Below are 17192 nucleotides of genomic sequence, written 5' to 3'. Positions count from 1 at the left end.
GAATTACTTCTGTTATCTAGTTTTCAAAGAACAACGCATAGGACATGCTAACACATGCGTTGCCACAGGAAGTGGCGCATTTAGCAGGTGTTCCTATGTTTTGAAGGAATGATCCTTCAAAACTAAACAAGACAGGGAACGTTCTGTTTATAAGACCCAAGGTCTTATATTCCGTTAAAATCCTTAGAAAGGAGGTGATCCAGCCGCACCTTCCGATACGGCTACCTTGTTACGACTTCACCCCAATCATCTGTCCCACCTTCGGCGGCTGGCTCCTAAAAGGTTACCTCACCGACTTCGGGTGTTACAAACTCTCGTGGTGTGACGGGCGGTGTGTACAAGGCCCGGGAACGTATTCACCGCGGCATGCTGATCCGCGATTACTAGCGATTCCAGCTTCACGCAGTCGAGTTGCAGACTGCGATCCGAACTGAGAACAGATTTGTGGGATTGGCTTAACCTCGCGGTTTCGCTGCCCTTTGTTCTGTCCATTGTAGCACGTGTGTAGCCCAGGTCATAAGGGGCATGATGATTTGACGTCATCCCCACCTTCCTCCGGTTTGTCACCGGCAGTCACCTTAGAGTGCCCAACTGAATGCTGGCAACTAAGATCAAGGGTTGCGCTCGTTGCGGGACTTAACCCAACATCTCACGACACGAGCTGACGACAACCATGCACCACCTGTCACTCTGCCCCCGAAGGGGACGTCCTATCTCTAGGATTGTCAGAGGATGTCAAGACCTGGTAAGGTTCTTCGCGTTGCTTCGAATTAAACCACATGCTCCACCGCTTGTGCGGGCCCCCGTCAATTCCTTTGAGTTTCAGTCTTGCGACCGTACTCCCCAGGCGGAGTGCTTAATGCGTTAGCTGCAGCACTAAGGGGCGGAAACCCCCTAACACTTAGCACTCATCGTTTACGGCGTGGACTACCAGGGTATCTAATCCTGTTCGCTCCCCACGCTTTCGCTCCTCAGCGTCAGTTACAGACCAGAGAGTCGCCTTCGCCACTGGTGTTCCTCCACATCTCTACGCATTTCACCGCTACACGTGGAATTCCACTCTCCTCTTCTGCACTCAAGTTCCCCAGTTTCCAATGACCCTCCCCGGTTGAGCCGGGGGCTTTCACATCAGACTTAAGAAACCGCCTGCGAGCCCTTTACGCCCAATAATTCCGGACAACGCTTGCCACCTACGTATTACCGCGGCTGCTGGCACGTAGTTAGCCGTGGCTTTCTGGTTAGGTACCGTCAAGGTGCCGCCCTATTTGAACGGCACTTGTTCTTCCCTAACAACAGAGCTTTACGATCCGAAAACCTTCATCACTCACGCGGCGTTGCTCCGTCAGACTTTCGTCCATTGCGGAAGATTCCCTACTGCTGCCTCCCGTAGGAGTCTGGGCCGTGTCTCAGTCCCAGTGTGGCCGATCACCCTCTCAGGTCGGCTACGCATCGTCGCCTTGGTGAGCCGTTACCTCACCAACTAGCTAATGCGCCGCGGGTCCATCTGTAAGTGGTAGCCGAAGCCACCTTTTATGTCTGAACCATGCGGTTCAGACAACCATCCGGTATTAGCCCCGGTTTCCCGGAGTTATCCCAGTCTTACAGGCAGGTTACCCACGTGTTACTCACCCGTCCGCCGCTAACATCAGGGAGCAAGCTCCCATCTGTCCGCTCGACTTGCATGTATTAGGCACGCCGCCAGCGTTCGTCCTGAGCCAGGATCAAACTCTCCGATAAAGTAGTTTGACTGACTACGCACATCGCTGTGCGATTTATTTAAAACTTTGAATTAACAGGTACGTTTTGTCTTGTTTAGTTTTCAAAGATCATTATAATGGAGCGGGTGATGAGAATCGAACTCACGACATCAGCTTGGAAGGCTGAGGTTTTACCACTAAACTACACCCGCGTTTGAATTGGCGCGCCCGAGAGGAGTCGAACCCCTAACCTTTTGATCCGTAGTCAAACGCTCTATCCAATTGAGCTACGGGCGCTTATCAGGCGACTTAACTATCATACTACCAATCAGTTATGATGTCAAGTGTTTTTTATTTCTTTTCGAAGTCTTTTTCTCGACCTCATTTATTATACACGCTTTCGAGAATTTGTAAAGTCTTTTTTTAAAAGATCATTTTCTCATTTGTCGTTATCGCTTTGTTCATCAGCGACGTTTAATAATATACCATGCACTTTAAATTAGGTCAACACTTTTACGAAACTTTTTTCTCACTTATTATTCCCTTCTATATAATAAATAAAAAAGCAGGATTCCTAGGAACCCCGCGTCTATCCAGATTACCCGCTCACCTTGGCTTCTGCGCTATTACGATCTGTTTTTTCATAAGTACGGAAGTTTTGTTCAAGCTGTTCGAGCGACAGACCTTTCGTTTCCGGAAGGAACCTTTTCACAAATATAACGGACGCTATCCCTAACAGGACAAAAATGAAGAAGGTTGCAGACAATCCGATGTTTGCGAGCAGGACCGGAAAAGTGAAACCAACAAGGAAGTTCACGATCCAGAGGCAGAAGACAGTGACCCCCATACCAAGTCCCCGCAATCGAAGCGGGAATATCTCCGACAGCATCAGCCAGGTCACCGGAGAGACAGCCCCCTGCTGAAACGCAAGGAAAGTGACTGTTAATGAAAGAACCACATAAGGAAGAGCAGGCGATCCTTTCAGCACGACAGACAGAACTCCGATCAAAAGCAGCACCGCAGTCGTTCCGATCAGCCCCGTCATCAGCATCGGGCGGCGGCCGACTTTGCCGAGAAGCCATATTCCTACAAAAGTCGCGAGCACCGAAATCACACCGTTAGCGATATTGCCGATTAATGCGGCTTTTGTCTCGAAACCGGCATCTTTTAAAATTTGAGTTCCATAATACATAATTGAATTCACGCCGGTGAGCTGCTGCACTACCGCAATTCCGATCCCGATAAACACAATGCGGCGCACCCACGGAACGGCAAGATCCTTAAAGGCGGCCTGCTCCATCTCAGCTTCCTTATGAAAGGCAGATTCAATCTCAGTGAGCTCAGACTTCGCTTTCTCTTCATTCCTTATTCGCCGGAGAACGTGCAGAGCATCTTCTTTTCTCCCTTTAGAAACCAGCCAGCGCGGACTTTCAGGAACTTTCAGCATACCGAAAAACAAGAATACCGCCGGAAGGGCCGCGATAACGAGCATATAGCGCCAGGCGTGAGAGATATCACCAAGCACATTGCCGATGATAGCATTACACGTGAAGGCAAGCAGCTGGCCTGTTACAATCATCAATTCATTTTGGGTAACCATTCTCCCTCGGCTTTCCGCCGGCGACATTTCAGCCAAATATGCCGGAACGGTTACGGATGCTCCCCCGACGGCAAGTCCCAGCAGAAAACGGGAGATGATCATAACCGATACGCTAGGCGCCAGTGTACATCCAAGCGTTGCTACAAAGAACAAAACGGCAAGGATAAGGATATTTTTACGTCTGCCGTTATAGTCCGACAATCTCCCTCCGAAAACCGCACCGATCGCAGCCCCCAAGAGCAGGGAGCTCGCCACCATCCCTTCAGTCAAAGCGGTAAGATTAAGCTGGTCAGCTTCCGCCATAAACGGCAGCGCCCCATTAATTACACCGGTATCGTAGCCGAAAAGTAGACCCCCGAACGTCGATACTAAAATGATGGTTCTCAAAAATGAATGCTGGCTGCTATTTTTATTCATCTTCAAATCCTCCTAGTTTTTACACAGAGATAATATCGGAATATTCAGTTATCAATATTTGCACCCATAACGTCTGCATACAAGTTCTGACCGTCCAAAACAGTTATATAAGAAGAAAATAATTTGAAAGCGTTATCACTTATAGTGATTATCCACTCTCCCCTCTCGTTAAATTGTTATTTTATAGTTACTTTGTAGTGAAGTTATAATGATATTATTGGCATTTATGTTATTATCATAATTTTAAAAGCGCTTTCAGTCAATAAATATTTCAGAAAATTTTATAACTTACCTTTATATTACCTATATGTAATCAATTTATGTTTTTAATCAACTCATTTTCACTATATGATCAATAGTTAATCTCTTTTAGATAAAAAATTGATTATATATTGAAAACCCCCAATCAGCAGTTGGGGGTTTTTGATTTATTCTTCGTTTATTGTAACGATCGTTCTTCCTCTCGCTTCTCCTTTTAAAAGAGCAGGAAGCGTATCCGGCAGCTCTTCAAGTGTAATTTCCTTTTGAATAAAGGCCTCCAGATCTGCAGGCTTGAAGTCATCAGCTAAACGCTGCCATGTTTTCTTTCGTGTCTCCATCGGACAGAATACGGAATCGATTCCCAAGAGACTGACGCCGCGCAATATAAACGGAAAGACTGTAGACGGGAGTTTCGTTCCCGCTGTCAGTCCGCTCACAGCAACTGATCCGCCGTACTGAATCTGGCTGAGAACTGAAGCAAGCGGCTCACCTCCGACCGGATCGACGGCCGCTGCCCATTTTTGTTTTTGCATTGGTTTTAACGTGCCGTTATACACTTCGTCACGGTGAATGACCGTCTTTGCTCCGAGGCTCTTCAAATAGCCGCTTTCGTCTTCTTTTCCCGTACTGGCCTCGACCTCGTAACCTAAGGTTGAAAGAATGGAGACGGCAAAGCTTCCGACGCCGCCTGTCGCTCCCGTCACCAGCACCTTCCCTTTTTCAGGAGCGGCATGGTTTTCTTCAAGACGCTGGACGGACAATGCGGCAGTGAAGCCGGCGGTTCCGATCGTCATGGCTTCTTTAAGTGTCAGACCTTCAGGCAGCGGCACGATCCAATCAGCCGGAATGCGGGCCATCCCGCTATAACCGCCAAAGCGGGAAACACCTATGCCGTAGCTTGTCGCAATGACTTTGTCCCCCTCTTTGAAACGGGCGTCATCTGAGGAAACGACGATTCCCGCTAAATCAATTCCCGGCACGAAAGGATACGACGTTACAATCTTGCCGTCAGGAATGGCAGCCAAGCTGTCTTTATAATTCACCCCTGAGTAGCAAACCTTAATCAGCACTTCACCCTCGGGAAGGTCCTGAACCGCCAGCTCCCGTACGCTGACTGAAAACCGGTCTTCACGTTGATCGACTACTAACGCTTTAAATTGATCTGTCATCACTACGTCTCCTTAAAATGAATTGAATGGCTTTGGAAAAGCATAGAATAAGTTTGATTTGATTTCAAATGTCCTGCCCCGTGTAGTATGATCAAAAGTAAAAACAGCGAAAGAGTGGTTACGCATCATGTCTGATAAACAAAACAAAGATAACAAAAACAACAGCAGCAGCAATCAGCCATTACCGGACATTATTCATACCGCCGTTTTCAAGGCGCCGATACAAGTTGTCTGGGATACGGTCTCCACTGCGGACGGCCTGTCTCTCTGGTTTATGCCGAATGATTTCACACCTCAAGAAGACAGTGAGTTTCAGCTGGAATCTCCGTTCGGTCCGTCTCCGTGCAAGCTGCTGGATATTGAAGCGCCGTACCGCCTTTCTTTTTCGTGGGATACGGAAGGCTGGATCGTTTCTTTTGTCTTAAAGGAAACAGAAAGCGGAGATACGGAATTCACTCTCATTCACGGCGGATGGAAAGAGCCGGAAGCCGTCATCAATAAAGTCAATCGGAAAAGCTCCGAGATTCACAGTACGATGGATCAAGGATGGAACGGGCTTGTCAACTCGAAACTTCGCGGGGCTGTTGAGGCTTAACACAGAAGGACGGACACGCTTTCCGTCCTTTTTTTGATGCCGATACATAAAAACTGACTTTGCAAAGACACTAACAGAAGAACCGAAAACTTCTTTCAGGGGGCGCTGTTTATGTATTATTACAAAGAAGAGCTGATCAATATCATTAAACCGGACAAGCCGGACCCGGCCGCGGCCAAGGTGCTTCAGGAAATTTTAGGCGGGCACTACGGAGAAATGCGGACGATGATGCAATACTTTTTCCAAAGCTCTAATTTCAGAGGAAAAGAAAAACAGTTCCGTGACCTGCTTCGCGGTGTATTTTTAGAAGAGATCGCACACGTTGAGCTTGTCCAGCATACGATTAATGCGCTGCTCGACGAAAGCGGCGCTGAGGGCCCCGGAAATCAGGCAGCAGATCAGGCGCCGCTTGACGAAGCAGTTAAACACGCCAATCCGCACCATTTTATCATCGGAGCGCAAAGTTCTCTTCCTGTAGACGCCGGCGGCAATCCATGGAACGGGTCTTGGGTATACAACCACGGGAATCTGATTTCCGATTTATTGGACAATGTCGTGCTGGAATCAACCGGCGTGCTGCAAAAGACGCGCATTTATGAAATGAGTTCAAATCAGACGTTCAGAGAAACACTCGGTTTTCTGATCGTCCGTGACAACGCCCATCAAAATGCATTTACAAAAGCGTTGGAAACACTGGGTGTCGAATGGGGCAAATTATTTCCCGTGCCGAATTATGATATTGAAAAATACCCGGAATGCCGGAAATTCGTTGAGATGGGTTATCATAATACCCAATTTAATTTCAGACTGGATCCGACACGGATCGGAGAAATTCTGCAGGGAACGACGCCGAGCCGAAACGGCGGCGAATTAAGTGTGTCCGAGCCTCCTAAAGGTTTCCCCGTGCCGGAACTTCCTGAGCTTCCGAATGAGCACAGCCCCGGACTGAAAGATATGAACTTGTAACAAAAAAACGCCTGTTTCGGGCGTTTTTTGTTTTTCTGAATATGAGGTTTGAATGTGTTTAAAACGGGGAATATAAGCCGGGAGATCTTGCCATACGGCCGTTATTATAATGTGAGCACATTGCTGTACATACTTCGTTTCGAAAGTTGTCCTAATTTTCCAGCCGGCCGGCTGGGTATGTTTGAATGATAATGGGAATTATGTAAAGAGAACAATGTCTTTTCTAAGGAGGCAGCGAATGTCTAAGCAAGGAAACTTCCAGAAAACTATGTCACTTTTTGATCTTATTTTAATCGGCATGGGAGCCATATTCGGTTCGGCATGGCTGTTTGCCGTCAGCAACGTCGCCTCTAAAGCGGGCCCATCAGGCGTTTTTTCCTGGCTGATCGGCGGGGGAATCATCTTATTGATCGGCTTGGTTTATGCGGAACTGGGCGCCGCGCTGCCGCGGACCGGGGGAATTATCCGGTATCCCGTATATTCACACGGACACCTCGTCGGATATTTAATTTCCTTTGTCACCATTGTGGCATACACGAGTCTTATTTCTATAGAAGTCACGGCAGTCCGCCAATACGTGGCGTATTGGTTTCCCGGTTTGACCGTAAAAGGCTCCGATTCTCCGACAATTGCCGGGTGGATATTGCAATTTGCGCTGCTCTGCCTGTTCTTCCTCCTCAATTACTGGAGTGTCAAAACCTTTGCGAAAGCAAACTTCATTATTTCGATTTTTAAATATGTCGTACCGATTACGGTAATTGTGGTACTGATTTTTCATTTTCACCCGGGCAATATGACCGTTCACGGATTCGCGCCTTTTGGCTTCACCGGAATTCAGGCCGCGATTTCCACAGGCGGCGTCATGTTTGCATACCTTGGGCTGCATCCGATTGTGGCTGTCGCGAGTGAAGTGCAGAATCCGAAGCGGAACATTCCGATCGCATTGATTGTCTGTATTATCGTTTCTACTATTATTTACACCGTGCTGCAGCTCACTTTTATCGGGGCGATCCCGGCGGATACCCTGAAGCACGGATGGCCGGCTATCGGGACTGAATTCTCCCTTCCGTTCAAAGATATCGCCGTTTTGCTCGGTTTGGGGTGGCTGGCGACATTGGTCATTTTAGATGCGATTTTATCACCGGGCGGTAACGGAAATATCTTTATGAATACGACTTCACGTCTCGTCTATGCCTGGGCCAGAAACGGAACATTATTCAGCATTTTTTCTAAAGTCAATAAAGAAACCGGGACACCGCGTGCCTCCCTTTGGCTTTCGTTCGGTCTGGCTGTTTTTTGGACGCTTCCGTTCCCTTCTTGGAACGCTCTTGTCAACGTATGCTCCGTCGCATTGATTCTGTCTTATGCGATTGCGCCGATTTCTTCTGCGGCGCTGAGAGTCAACGCGAAGAATATTAACAGACCGTTTTATTTAAAAGGGATGAGCATCATCGGGCCGCTGTCGTTTATTTTTACCTCTTATATTGTATATTGGTCCGGATGGCGCACCGTATCCTGGCTTCTCGGTTCTCAAATTGTCATGTTTCTGATCTATCTCTGTTTCAGTAAATATGCTCCCAAAGATGATGTCAGCATACGGCAGCAGCTGAAATCAGCATGGTGGATCGTCGGCTTTTATGTCATGATGCTGATTTTCTCCTATCTCGGCTCGTTCGGCCACGGATTGGGCATTATCAGCAATCCGCTTGACCTGATTCTGATCGCCATCGGTTCGCTCGGTATTTATTACTGGGCAAAATATACGGGACTGCCGAAGGCTATGATCGACAGTGATAAATGACGAATGCCGGAAAGAAGTATGGTCTTCTTTCCGGTATTTTTATTTTAAGGGATGACAAAAAAGAGAACATGCGATAAAATGAATGACAGTCATTCATAAAAGGAGGAACCCCTCTATTGGCAAAACAAAGCTCGGGAAAATACGAAAAGATCCTGCAAGCCGCGATTGAAGTCATTTCTGAAAAAGGATTAGACAAAGCATCCATTTCAGAAATCGTCAAAAAAGCCGGAACGGCCCAAGGTACGTTTTATTTATATTTTTCTTCTAAAAACGCACTGATATCCGCGATTGCAGAAAACCTGCTCGACACTACGCTGGACAGAATAAAAGGGAAAACGGACGGTTCTGAAGATTTTTGGACGTTGCTGGACATTTTGGTAGATGAGACATTTCACATCACCCGGCTTCATAAAGATATTATCGTTCTCTGTTATTCCGGTCTTGCCATCGATCATTCAATGGAGAAATGGGAAGCCATTTATCAGCCTTATTATTCCTGGCTGGAAGGCGTGATCAATACGGCCATTGAACAGGGTGAGGTCCACAGCGGCATTCATGTCAGATGGACGGCCAGAACGATTATCAACGTTGTCGAGAACGCGGCTGAACGGTTTTATATCGGCTGTGAACAGGATGTCGATCTCGAAGTATATAAAAAAGAAATATTCAGCTTTCTCAAAAGAAGCTTGCAGAAATGATTGGCAGAGACCGATCATTTTTGACCGCCGTAAAAATGACTGACATTCATTCATAACTGAGGTGACTGTATCATGTATTGGCTGCTTGTATTGATAGCCGGACTGTTAGAAGTAGTTTGGGCGTCCGCCCTGAAGCATGCGGATTCGCTCTTTGATTGGATTGGTATTTTCCTTCTGATTGCCGTCAGCTTTCTGATGCTGATCCGCTCTTATAAAAAAATTCCAATGGCTGCCGCATATACCGTTTTTGTCGGAATAGGCACCGTCGGCACATATGTAACGGGCGTCATTTTAGGCGAATCGTTTTCAATCGGGCAAATATTCTTTTTGACTTTGCTGTTGTCCGGCATTTTAGGAATGAAGGTATATACGAAAGAAACTGAAACAAGGGGTGAACATTAATGGCATGGCTGCTGTTATTTATTGCCGGAGCGGAGGAAGTTGTAGCGGCCGTTGCCATGAAACATATTGACGGTTTTAAAAAAAAGTGGCCGCTGATTGTCATGGTAACAGGCTTTATGCTTTCATTCTTTTGCCTTTCCGGAGCGATGCAGGTTCTTCCCACAGGTGTCGCGTATGCGGCTTGGACCGGCATGGGAAGCATCGGCGTTTCGGCCGTGGGCATACTTTGGTTTAAAGAAAAATTCAATCTGTCACAATTGGTGTCTCTAGGGCTTATCCTCATTGGTGTCATCGGCTTAAAACTGACAACGTGACGGCCTGAGACAGCTTTTTAAATAAAAAACAAAGGACCCTAAGCGGGCCCTTTGTTTTTTTATGCTGTTTTGATCTGTTCCGCTTTTCCCGCTCCGACTCCAAAAATGAAAATCAGAACGGAGACTGCGATCAGCATGAATAACGGAACCGTCCAGCCGTGCGTGATGTCATGCAGCAAACCGAATACGAGCGGCCCGAACGCGGCAAGCAGGTATCCGAATGACTGGGCCATGCCGGAAAGCGCCGCGGCTTCATGAACATGCCGGGTCCGCAGGCTGAAGAACATCATCGCCAAGCTGAATGCACAGCCTCCCGCAATTCCGATTAAAATGACCCATAGCGGAGTGAGAGCCGGGCTTCCGAAAAGAACGCCGGCAATGCCGATAAGGAAAAATAAAGCTGTCAGTCCGGCGAGTGCGCGCTGATTTTTCATTTTAGCGGCAGCGATCGGCACGATAAAAGTAATCGGCAGGACTGAGAATTGCATTAATGAAAGCATCCATCCCGCCTTACTTGAGCTGAGTCCATTCTGCTGAAGAATTTCCGGCAGCCAAGCGATGACGGTGTAAAAAATAAGGGATTGCAGCCCCATGAACATCGTCACCTTCCAAGCAAGCGGAGACCGCAGCAGACTGCTTTTCTTCTCTCCGTTTGTCCCAGTCGTGCGGACGGGCAGTTCGCGTCCTCGCATTTGCGGAATCCACATGACAAACGCAATGAAAGAAAGGATAGCCCAGCAGCCGAGCGCGCCTTTCCAGCCTAACCCCGCTGAAGAGGCGATCGGCACGCTGATGCCGGATGCAATCGCGCCGCACAGATTCATAGAAACCGAGTAGACGCCGGTCATGATGCCTAAATTTCCGGGAAACTTATGTTTAATGAGACTCGGCAGCAGGACATTGCATACGGCGATCGACAATCCCAACAGGATCGTTCCGAAAAAGAGAGTGCCGATTCCGGCGATGGAGCGCAGCAGAGTTCCGGCTGTCAGGACAATTAATGATGACAGTAACACAATCTCGGTCCCGAAGCGCCGGGACAATAAAGGAACAAACGGTGACAGACATGCAAAGGCCAAAAGCGGCACTGTCGTAATAGTGCCGGCAGCCGCATTGGTCATGCCGAGGCTGTCCCGAATTGAGGAAACGAGCGGCCCGACCGATGTCAGAGGCGCTCTAAGGTTGGCCCCTATCAATATGACTCCGATGACCAGCAATATCAGTTTTTTACGCTGACTTGCTTGCAGAATTTGACGTTCGTCTTTAATTTTCATGTTCATCCTCCATGCGTATTGTATCTTTAAATACTGTGATGTATTGGTTGACGGCCTCCATGGCCTGATCCGGTTTCTGTCCGATAATCGCGGCGGCAAGCTGGGTGTGGATCCGTATAGCAGGGGTGATTTCCAACAGGTTATGGACTGACGCACAAAGCGCCTCCGTCATATGCTCGTAAAGATCAGAAAGCATGTTGTTATGGGCCGCCTGTACAATGGTTTTGTGCAGTTTAATGTCAGCCTCGGCATACCGTTTTCGATCTTCATTTTGCAAGGCCGCTTCACATTCATCCAAGCATGCCTTCAGTGCTTTCAGGTCTTCGTCATTACGCCTTTCCGCCGCCAATCGCGCAGCTTCTCTTTCGAGTGCGTATCTGACTTCTAATGTTTCAAGCAAATTTGATTTTTTAATATGGCGGTAAAATGCCGCGCCGAGAACACTGGATGAGCTGACATACGTACCGCTCCCCTGCCTTGTCTGAAGCAGGCCGGCATGTACGAGCGCCCGAATGGCCTCACGCAATGTGTTTCGGCTCACATCAAATTGCTTCATTAAATCCAGCTCAGGGGGAATGCGCGTCCCGACCGGCCATTTATCCGATTGAATTAACGATTCAATTTGCGTCACCACTTGTTCTACGAGCGACAGTCTGCTTGTTTTGGATATCTCCATCAAAACACCTCTGAAATTTGTAGGATGATTCTATCATTGGGTAATATAACATAAAAAAAGCGAAGATGTAAATCAGCGGCAACAAAAAAAGAGTGAGTTTTTCTCTCACTCTTCGGCGCTTTTATGAACGTTTTATATTGACTGAGGTCACGACAAACTTGTCATGACGGTGGCGGGAAAATGAATATTCAAAGGGAGTGCCGTTGTCCAAAAAGCCTACATGCTCGACTTCAAGTATCGGGTCATCCGGCCGGCAGCCGAGATATTGCTGATCCATATCATCCGACTTGCACGCTCTGATTTTTCTGTGTGAGCCTGCGATTTTGAGCTGGAGTTCCCGCGTAATATGATCGTAGATGGAATGGTTGAGCACCTCGTCATTAATGCCGGGTATAAGGCTCGCCGGCATGTACGTTTTTTCAAGAACGTACGGTTCGCCTTCAACAATTCTGAGCCTCACTACATAATAGACGGGAGTCTTTTCATCAATGGCCAAATGTGCGGCGACATCTTGAGACGGAAACTGCACTTCAAACCGGATGACCTTGCTCTTGATATTTTTTCCTTTTAACAAATTGCTCAGACCGAGAATTTCGTTGCTGACTACGTGAACGTGCTCATCCTGCATGGCTGATTGAATGATAAACGTGCCGTGCCCTCTTTTTCTGAAAAGCATCCCTTCAGCCGCAAGTGTATCAAGCGCCCGCTTCATCGTCATCCGGCTGCACCCGAACTCCGCAGCGAGCGTCTTTTCATCCGGGATCGGCTGATCTATGTCATATACACTGCTTTTAATCCTCTTTCTCATTTCGTTGGCGATTTTTTCGTACTTATTCATCGGTTTCCTCCGGCTGTATAATGTTTGATCTGTATAGACTCCTTACGGTTATCATAAATTTTTTTCCCTGCTTCATCAATGACATTACAGCCGCCGATATTGAAATTGAAAGGATTTCCTCGAATTTTCTATGGAATCTCTCTCACTATTATGGTAGAATTTTTTGCAGAAACGGACACAACCGAATATTGCATACATTGTATAACCTCAATGATATGGTTTGAGGGTGTCTACCAGGAACCGTAAAATCCTGATTACAAAAATTGTCCCGTACACTTTTTGTAATCAGGATTTTTTATTTTCTAAAAAATAAAAAAAGGAGTATCTGTACATGAATTTCAAAGTATTTCTGCTTGCAGCATCTACCATCGCAGTCGGATTGGTTGAATTAATTGTGGGCGGTATTCTTCCGCAAATCGCTTCCGACTTAGATATATCTATCGTCAGCGCGGGGCAGCTGATCAGCGTGTTTGCGCTCGGTTACGCGGTATCCGGCCCGCTGCTTTTGGCGGTGACGGCAAAGGCTGAACGAAAGCGGCTTTATTTAATCGCACTGTTTATTTTCTTCCTAAGTAATCTGGTGGCTTATTTCAGTCCCAATTTCGCCGTACTTATGGTGTCACGGGTGCTCGCTTCCATGAGCACAGGGCTGATTGTCGTCCTTTCTTTAACGATTGCTCCTAAAATCGTGGCGCCTGAATACAGAGCGCGGGCGATCGGCATCATTTTCATGGGGTTCAGCTCCGCAATCGCTTTAGGCGTGCCTGTCGGTATTATCATCAGCAATGCCTTCGGATGGCGCGTTCTGTTCTTGGGAATCGGCGTATTATCTCTCGTTTCCATGCTGATTATCAGCGTCTTTTTTGAAAAAATACCTGCCGAAAAAATGATTCCGTTTCGTGAGCAGATCAAGACGATCGGGACCGCCAAAATTGCCAGCGCACATCTTGTCACCTTGTTTACATTGGCGGGGCATTACACACTCTATGCCTACTTTGCGCCTTTTTTGGAAAGAACGCTTCATTTGAGTTCCGTTTGGGTCAGTGTATGCTACTTTTTGTTCGGTCTGTCAGCGGTATGCGGCGGCCCGTTCGGAGGCTGGCTGTATGACCGTTTAGGAGCATTTAAAAGCATCATGCTTGTGACCGTTTCTTTCGCTCTGATCCTGTTTATTCTTCCGCTGACAACGGTTTCTTTAATCATTTTCCTGCCTGCGATGGTGATCTGGGGATTGCTCAGCTGGAGCCTTGCGCCGGCGCAGCAAAGCTATTTAATCAAAATTGCGCCTGAGTCTTCCGATATTCAGCAAAGCTTCAACACGTCCGCTTTGCAGATCGGCATCGCGCTCGGGTCAGCCATCGGCGGCGGCGTGATCGGACAAACCGGTTCAGTCACAGCAACAGCCTGGTGCGGCGGTTTGATTGTCATTATCGCTGTCGCGTTAGCTGTATTCTCTTTAACGAGACCCGCTTTGAAAAGAAAATCCGCATAAATGTGAGACCGCAAAAAAGCCAAAGGAGTTCCTTCGGCTTTTGCGGTCTTTTTATTTTGCGGCAGCAAGCTCGTCTTCTGTCACCCATTTATGATTGGTTACTTTTTGGCCGCCGTCAGTAGGTGTATAGTCGACCATATAAACGGTTGTCTTTTTGGCTGAATCAATAACGGCTTCGGCGCCCTTCATGCCTTTCATATGGGATGCCTCGATCACGGCCTTGTCACCCGGTTTTAACGTTTTATTACCGGCGCCCTTCAGCTCTTCCTGAATGACCCATTTATGATCTTCGACGCGCTTTCCTCCCGTTTCCGGAGTGTAAGATACACTGTAAACCGTTGTATCATAAGCACCTTTTACGGTTCCTTGCGCATTTTTCATGCCTTTCATATGAGAAGCTAAAATCATAACGTCACTGCCGACTTTATAAGTCGGATTTTCGGCCTTCTTTAAACCTTTCGGCACCTCGGATGAACCTGAGTGATTCATGTCTTCGTGAGAGTGCGTTTCTTTGTCTTTCGCTTTTTCGCTTCCTCCTGAAGATTGGCTGTTGCATCCGGCAAGCGCCAGAACGGGGATCAGGAGAAACATGCTGAATAAAAATAGTCTCGCTTTCATTTCAAGAACTCCTTTGCCTTTTTGATTTTTCACTTTCCCTTTCGTTTCTTCAGTAAAACAAAAAGATGGCCTGTCATTTCTCCTAATTCTTCAACTCTCTCTTTATTGCCTTTCATCAGGTGAAATTGTTCACAAAATGTACACATTAATGGAGATGCAGTATAATTCAATTATCAGATAATAGGGGGAACTCATCATGAAAACGAAGGTTTTTGCGGTGGTATTGGGCGCTGTTTTAATGATTGCGGGGTTGGTTTTGGCAGAAGTTTCGCTTTATATGGAATACATCACAATGCTCGGAGCTATGATTTTTTCTTCTATATTTATGTCAGAGCCGAAAAGAAAATTTCGCGTCATCAAAGGGGTTTGACTTTTCTATTACCGCCGTCTTCTCAGGACGGCGGTTTTGTTTTGCATGTCACTCAGTCTATCCGCACAGCCGTTTCTTCTGTGCCGTCCTGATATAAAACAAATGTGGGGCTGTTTGTGCTTTATCACCTGCAAATTCAATTTCAAGCGGCAGCGCCCTGACAAAATAACGGGTTTCCGTCATTGGGAATAATTCGAATGGAGTCTGCCCGTCTATTGTAAGATACAATCGGTTTTCTTTTACCGCCACCGATGCTGTGTGTCATCCTGAAATGAGTAATTGCCGGTAAATCTGCTGTAAATCGCAGGATCGATATCTGCTTTTTTCTGATCTGCCGGACGTTTCGGAATCACGTATGGCTGATCAAATAAGATGTTTACAGCCGCGGCAATTACAGCTTGTTCAAATTGATACGATTGTTCCATATTGCTGAGATAAATCAATGTTTTATTCTGGTCAATATACCGGATCATCAGAGTTGAATAGCCCGGCCAGCCTCCGTCGTGACTGATAACCTTCCCTTTTTGGGGGCTGTTTTGAATCATCCAGCCAAATCCGTATCCGAATTGCTCTTCTTCATTCCAATAGCCCGGTGTAAACGCTTGATCTTTAGACTCTTTGCCGATGATTTCTTCCGTATAAAAAGCCTGATCAAACAGATATAAATCTCTAATAGCGGAGTTAACGGTTCCGTCACCTTGAATGCCGTCAAGAAAGACGACATAATCAGTTTCCTCAAGTTCATCCGGCAGCACATATTCTCCGGAATGAACATCATACACATAGCCATATGCATAGTTCGGAATGTTTTCTTTACTCAGCCTTCTGTTATAAATCCGCGTATCGTGCATACGAAGCGGATGAAATACGGCTTGTTTCATAAATTCAGCAAAACTCATGCCTGATACAATTTCTATAATAACCGCTAACACCACATACCCCGTATTACTGTAAAGCCACTCCTTGCCCGGCGGGAAATAAGCATCCGGCTTATGCTGCTTGAGCATATTGATCACATCTTGATTAACGGCAATTCTGTCCCGGTCCCAATGTGTTAAGAACAACTCCATATAGTCCGGCAATCCTGACGTATGATGGAGTAAATGCCGAATGGTAATGCCCGGATAAGGAAAATCAGGAAGCCACCGCTCTATCATATCGTCATAACGCAGCTTCCCTTGCTGCTCTAAAATGATAACGCCTAAAGCTGTAAACGGCTTCGATACGAGGCCAATTCAAAGACCGATTGGTCATTCAGCATCCTCTTTGTTTTCAGTTCTGCAGCGCCGAATGAACCCTGGTATAAGATGCGGCCGTTTTCCGCTGCCAATACAGCGCCGTTTATTTCATGTCTTTCGTCTAAAGTGCTGAAAAGCTGTTCAAACGCTTGTTTTTTCTTTTCGTTCATTTCACGAACCTCCATATACAAGCTGATTTACCCTTTTATACGAACGGCCGCTTTAGAAGTTTCAATATTTTCCCTTTCCGGAACACCAGTCAGTATACTGCCGTTCAGGCAGCCGCGGAGGTTTGATGAATGTCTTTTATTCACACAATACTGTGCAGGCTTCGAATTCAACATGCTTCTCGTCTTTATTTGCACCGGCAATTTCCATGGTCGAAAACATCGCGCAGACGACGGCTTTGTATTCGTTCATGACGGTTTGAATTTCAATCAGGAACCGTTCGGATGAAGCCGCGTATTCCGTTACGTACTCTTTCATTTTGCCGATAATATCATCTGCCTGACGGCTGAAGCCGGCCGCCTCCAAGTCACTCTCAAACTGGTTTTTGTTGATCATATGAATATGCATTTTTTAAAGGCTCCTTTCAGCAGCATTTTGTGGTTATATCTACTGTAAAGGACAGACTTGGATAAACTTTTAATAAAATATGAACAAAATATGAATTGGCTCATCGGCCTGACCGGCGGGCTTTCGGCTGTGCTCCGTTTCATTTGGACTACATGAAATAATGACTTCTTTACTCTGTTAAAAACAGCTC

The 17192-nt window shown here is 46.7% G+C and carries 15 protein-coding genes, 2 tRNA genes, 1 rRNA gene, 1 pseudogene and 1 riboswitch; of the genes and pseudogenes, 8 read left to right on the top strand and 11 right to left on the bottom strand.

Translation table 11 applies throughout. The annotated features are described in order from the left end of the window. Positions 1–187: 187 nt before the first annotated feature. The 5 genes from NSQ37_RS08560 to NSQ37_RS08540 all read right to left on the bottom strand — a co-directional run bounded on the left by NSQ37_RS08560 (position 188) and on the right by NSQ37_RS08540 (position 5144). Positions 188–1737: ribosomal RNA gene (locus NSQ37_RS08560) — 16S ribosomal RNA — on the bottom strand. 98 nt (positions 1738–1835) lie between these two features. Continuing rightward, positions 1836–1909, bottom strand: a tRNA-Gly gene (locus tag NSQ37_RS08555). A gap of 8 nt (positions 1910–1917) precedes the next feature. Beyond that, positions 1918–1994 (bottom strand) — tRNA-Arg (locus NSQ37_RS08550). Positions 1995–2295: 301 nt separating this feature from the next. After that, a complete protein-coding gene (locus NSQ37_RS08545) occupies positions 2296–3714 on the bottom strand; it encodes a sugar porter family MFS transporter (protein WP_341123568.1) in 1419 nt (472 codons plus the stop codon). A 428-nt stretch (positions 3715–4142) separates the two neighbouring features. Further along, a complete protein-coding gene (locus NSQ37_RS08540) occupies positions 4143–5144 on the bottom strand; it encodes an NADPH:quinone oxidoreductase family protein (RefSeq protein WP_015239286.1) in 1002 nt (333 codons plus the stop codon). A gap of 127 nt (positions 5145–5271) precedes the next feature. On the opposite strand from NSQ37_RS08540, the gene NSQ37_RS08535 reads away from it, so the two are divergent. The 6 genes from NSQ37_RS08535 to NSQ37_RS08510 all read left to right on the top strand — a co-directional run bounded on the left by NSQ37_RS08535 (position 5272) and on the right by NSQ37_RS08510 (position 9920). Beyond that, positions 5272–5739 (top strand): SRPBCC family protein, encoded by a 468-nt coding sequence (locus NSQ37_RS08535; RefSeq protein WP_059368353.1) that lies wholly within the window; start codon positions 5272–5274, stop codon positions 5737–5739. Positions 5740–5850: 111 nt separating this feature from the next. Further along, entirely contained in the window at positions 5851–6705 is an 855-nt protein-coding gene (locus tag NSQ37_RS08530; RefSeq protein ID WP_007409292.1) for a manganese catalase family protein, read from the top strand. Positions 6706–6943: 238 nt separating this feature from the next. Continuing rightward, a complete protein-coding gene (locus NSQ37_RS08525; protein ID WP_007409293.1) occupies positions 6944–8506 on the top strand; it encodes an APC family permease in 1563 nt (520 codons plus the stop codon). 116 nt (positions 8507–8622) lie between these two features. Then, on the top strand, positions 8623–9204 hold the full coding sequence (locus NSQ37_RS08520) for a TetR family transcriptional regulator (RefSeq protein ID WP_007409294.1): 582 nt from the start codon (positions 8623–8625) through the stop codon (positions 9202–9204). A gap of 72 nt (positions 9205–9276) precedes the next feature. Then, entirely contained in the window at positions 9277–9606 is a 330-nt protein-coding gene (locus tag NSQ37_RS08515; RefSeq protein ID WP_341123565.1) for a DMT family transporter, read from the top strand. Then, positions 9606–9920 carry a DMT family transporter gene (locus tag NSQ37_RS08510; RefSeq protein WP_007409295.1) on the top strand — a complete coding sequence of 105 codons (315 nt, stop codon included), beginning with the start codon at positions 9606–9608 and terminating at the stop codon, positions 9918–9920. The genes NSQ37_RS08515 and NSQ37_RS08510 overlap by 1 nt, the downstream gene beginning before the upstream one ends. Positions 9921–9979: 59 nt before the next feature. Here NSQ37_RS08510 and NSQ37_RS08505 read toward each other — a convergent pair whose 3' ends face one another. The 3 genes from NSQ37_RS08505 to NSQ37_RS08495 form a co-directional block, all read right to left on the bottom strand. Continuing rightward, a complete protein-coding gene (locus NSQ37_RS08505) occupies positions 9980–11194 on the bottom strand; it encodes a CynX/NimT family MFS transporter (RefSeq protein ID WP_341123563.1) in 1215 nt (404 codons plus the stop codon). Continuing rightward, the gene (locus NSQ37_RS08500; protein WP_100001257.1) at positions 11184–11870 is read right to left on the bottom strand and encodes a FadR/GntR family transcriptional regulator; all 687 of its coding nucleotides are present in this window, start codon (positions 11868–11870) and stop codon (positions 11184–11186) included. Before NSQ37_RS08500 ends, NSQ37_RS08505 begins: the two co-directional genes overlap by 11 nt. Before the next feature lie 121 nt (positions 11871–11991). Beyond that, entirely contained in the window at positions 11992–12708 is a 717-nt protein-coding gene (locus NSQ37_RS08495; RefSeq protein WP_007409298.1) for a GntR family transcriptional regulator, read from the bottom strand. 177 nt (positions 12709–12885) lie between these two features. Next, positions 12886–12985, top strand: a riboswitch (purine riboswitch). Between the two features lie 54 nt (positions 12986–13039). On the opposite strand from NSQ37_RS08495, the gene NSQ37_RS08490 reads away from it, so the two are divergent. Then, entirely contained in the window at positions 13040–14200 is a 1161-nt protein-coding gene (locus NSQ37_RS08490) for an MFS transporter (protein ID WP_007409299.1), read from the top strand. A 51-nt stretch (positions 14201–14251) separates the two neighbouring features. Here NSQ37_RS08490 and NSQ37_RS08485 read toward each other — a convergent pair whose 3' ends face one another. Next, positions 14252–14818, bottom strand: a complete 567-nt coding sequence (locus NSQ37_RS08485) for a YdhK family protein (RefSeq protein ID WP_014417056.1) — start codon at positions 14816–14818, stop codon at positions 14252–14254. A 196-nt stretch (positions 14819–15014) separates the two neighbouring features. Here NSQ37_RS08485 and NSQ37_RS08480 point away from each other — a divergent pair, with 196 nt between their 5' ends. Continuing rightward, complete coding sequence (locus NSQ37_RS08480) at positions 15015–15188, top strand: hypothetical protein (RefSeq protein WP_007409301.1); 174 nt, start codon at positions 15015–15017, stop codon at positions 15186–15188. Between the two features lie 52 nt (positions 15189–15240). On the opposite strand, the pseudogene NSQ37_RS08475 reads toward NSQ37_RS08480, so the two are convergent. Both NSQ37_RS08475 and NSQ37_RS08470 read right to left on the bottom strand, forming a co-directional pair. Continuing rightward, positions 15241–16596: pseudogene (locus tag NSQ37_RS08475) on the bottom strand (serine hydrolase). A gap of 136 nt (positions 16597–16732) precedes the next feature. Next, entirely contained in the window at positions 16733–17002 is a 270-nt protein-coding gene (locus tag NSQ37_RS08470) for a hypothetical protein (protein ID WP_007409303.1), read from the bottom strand. Positions 17003–17192: the final 190 nt, after the last annotated feature.

This window comes from Bacillus sp. FSL P4-0334, assembly GCF_038004825.1.
GTDB classification, from domain to species: Bacteria; Bacillota; Bacilli; order Bacillales; family Bacillaceae; genus Bacillus; species Bacillus velezensis.
The sequence above is the reverse complement of the archived record's forward strand: the minus strand, read 5'-3'. Positions and strand labels throughout refer to the sequence as shown.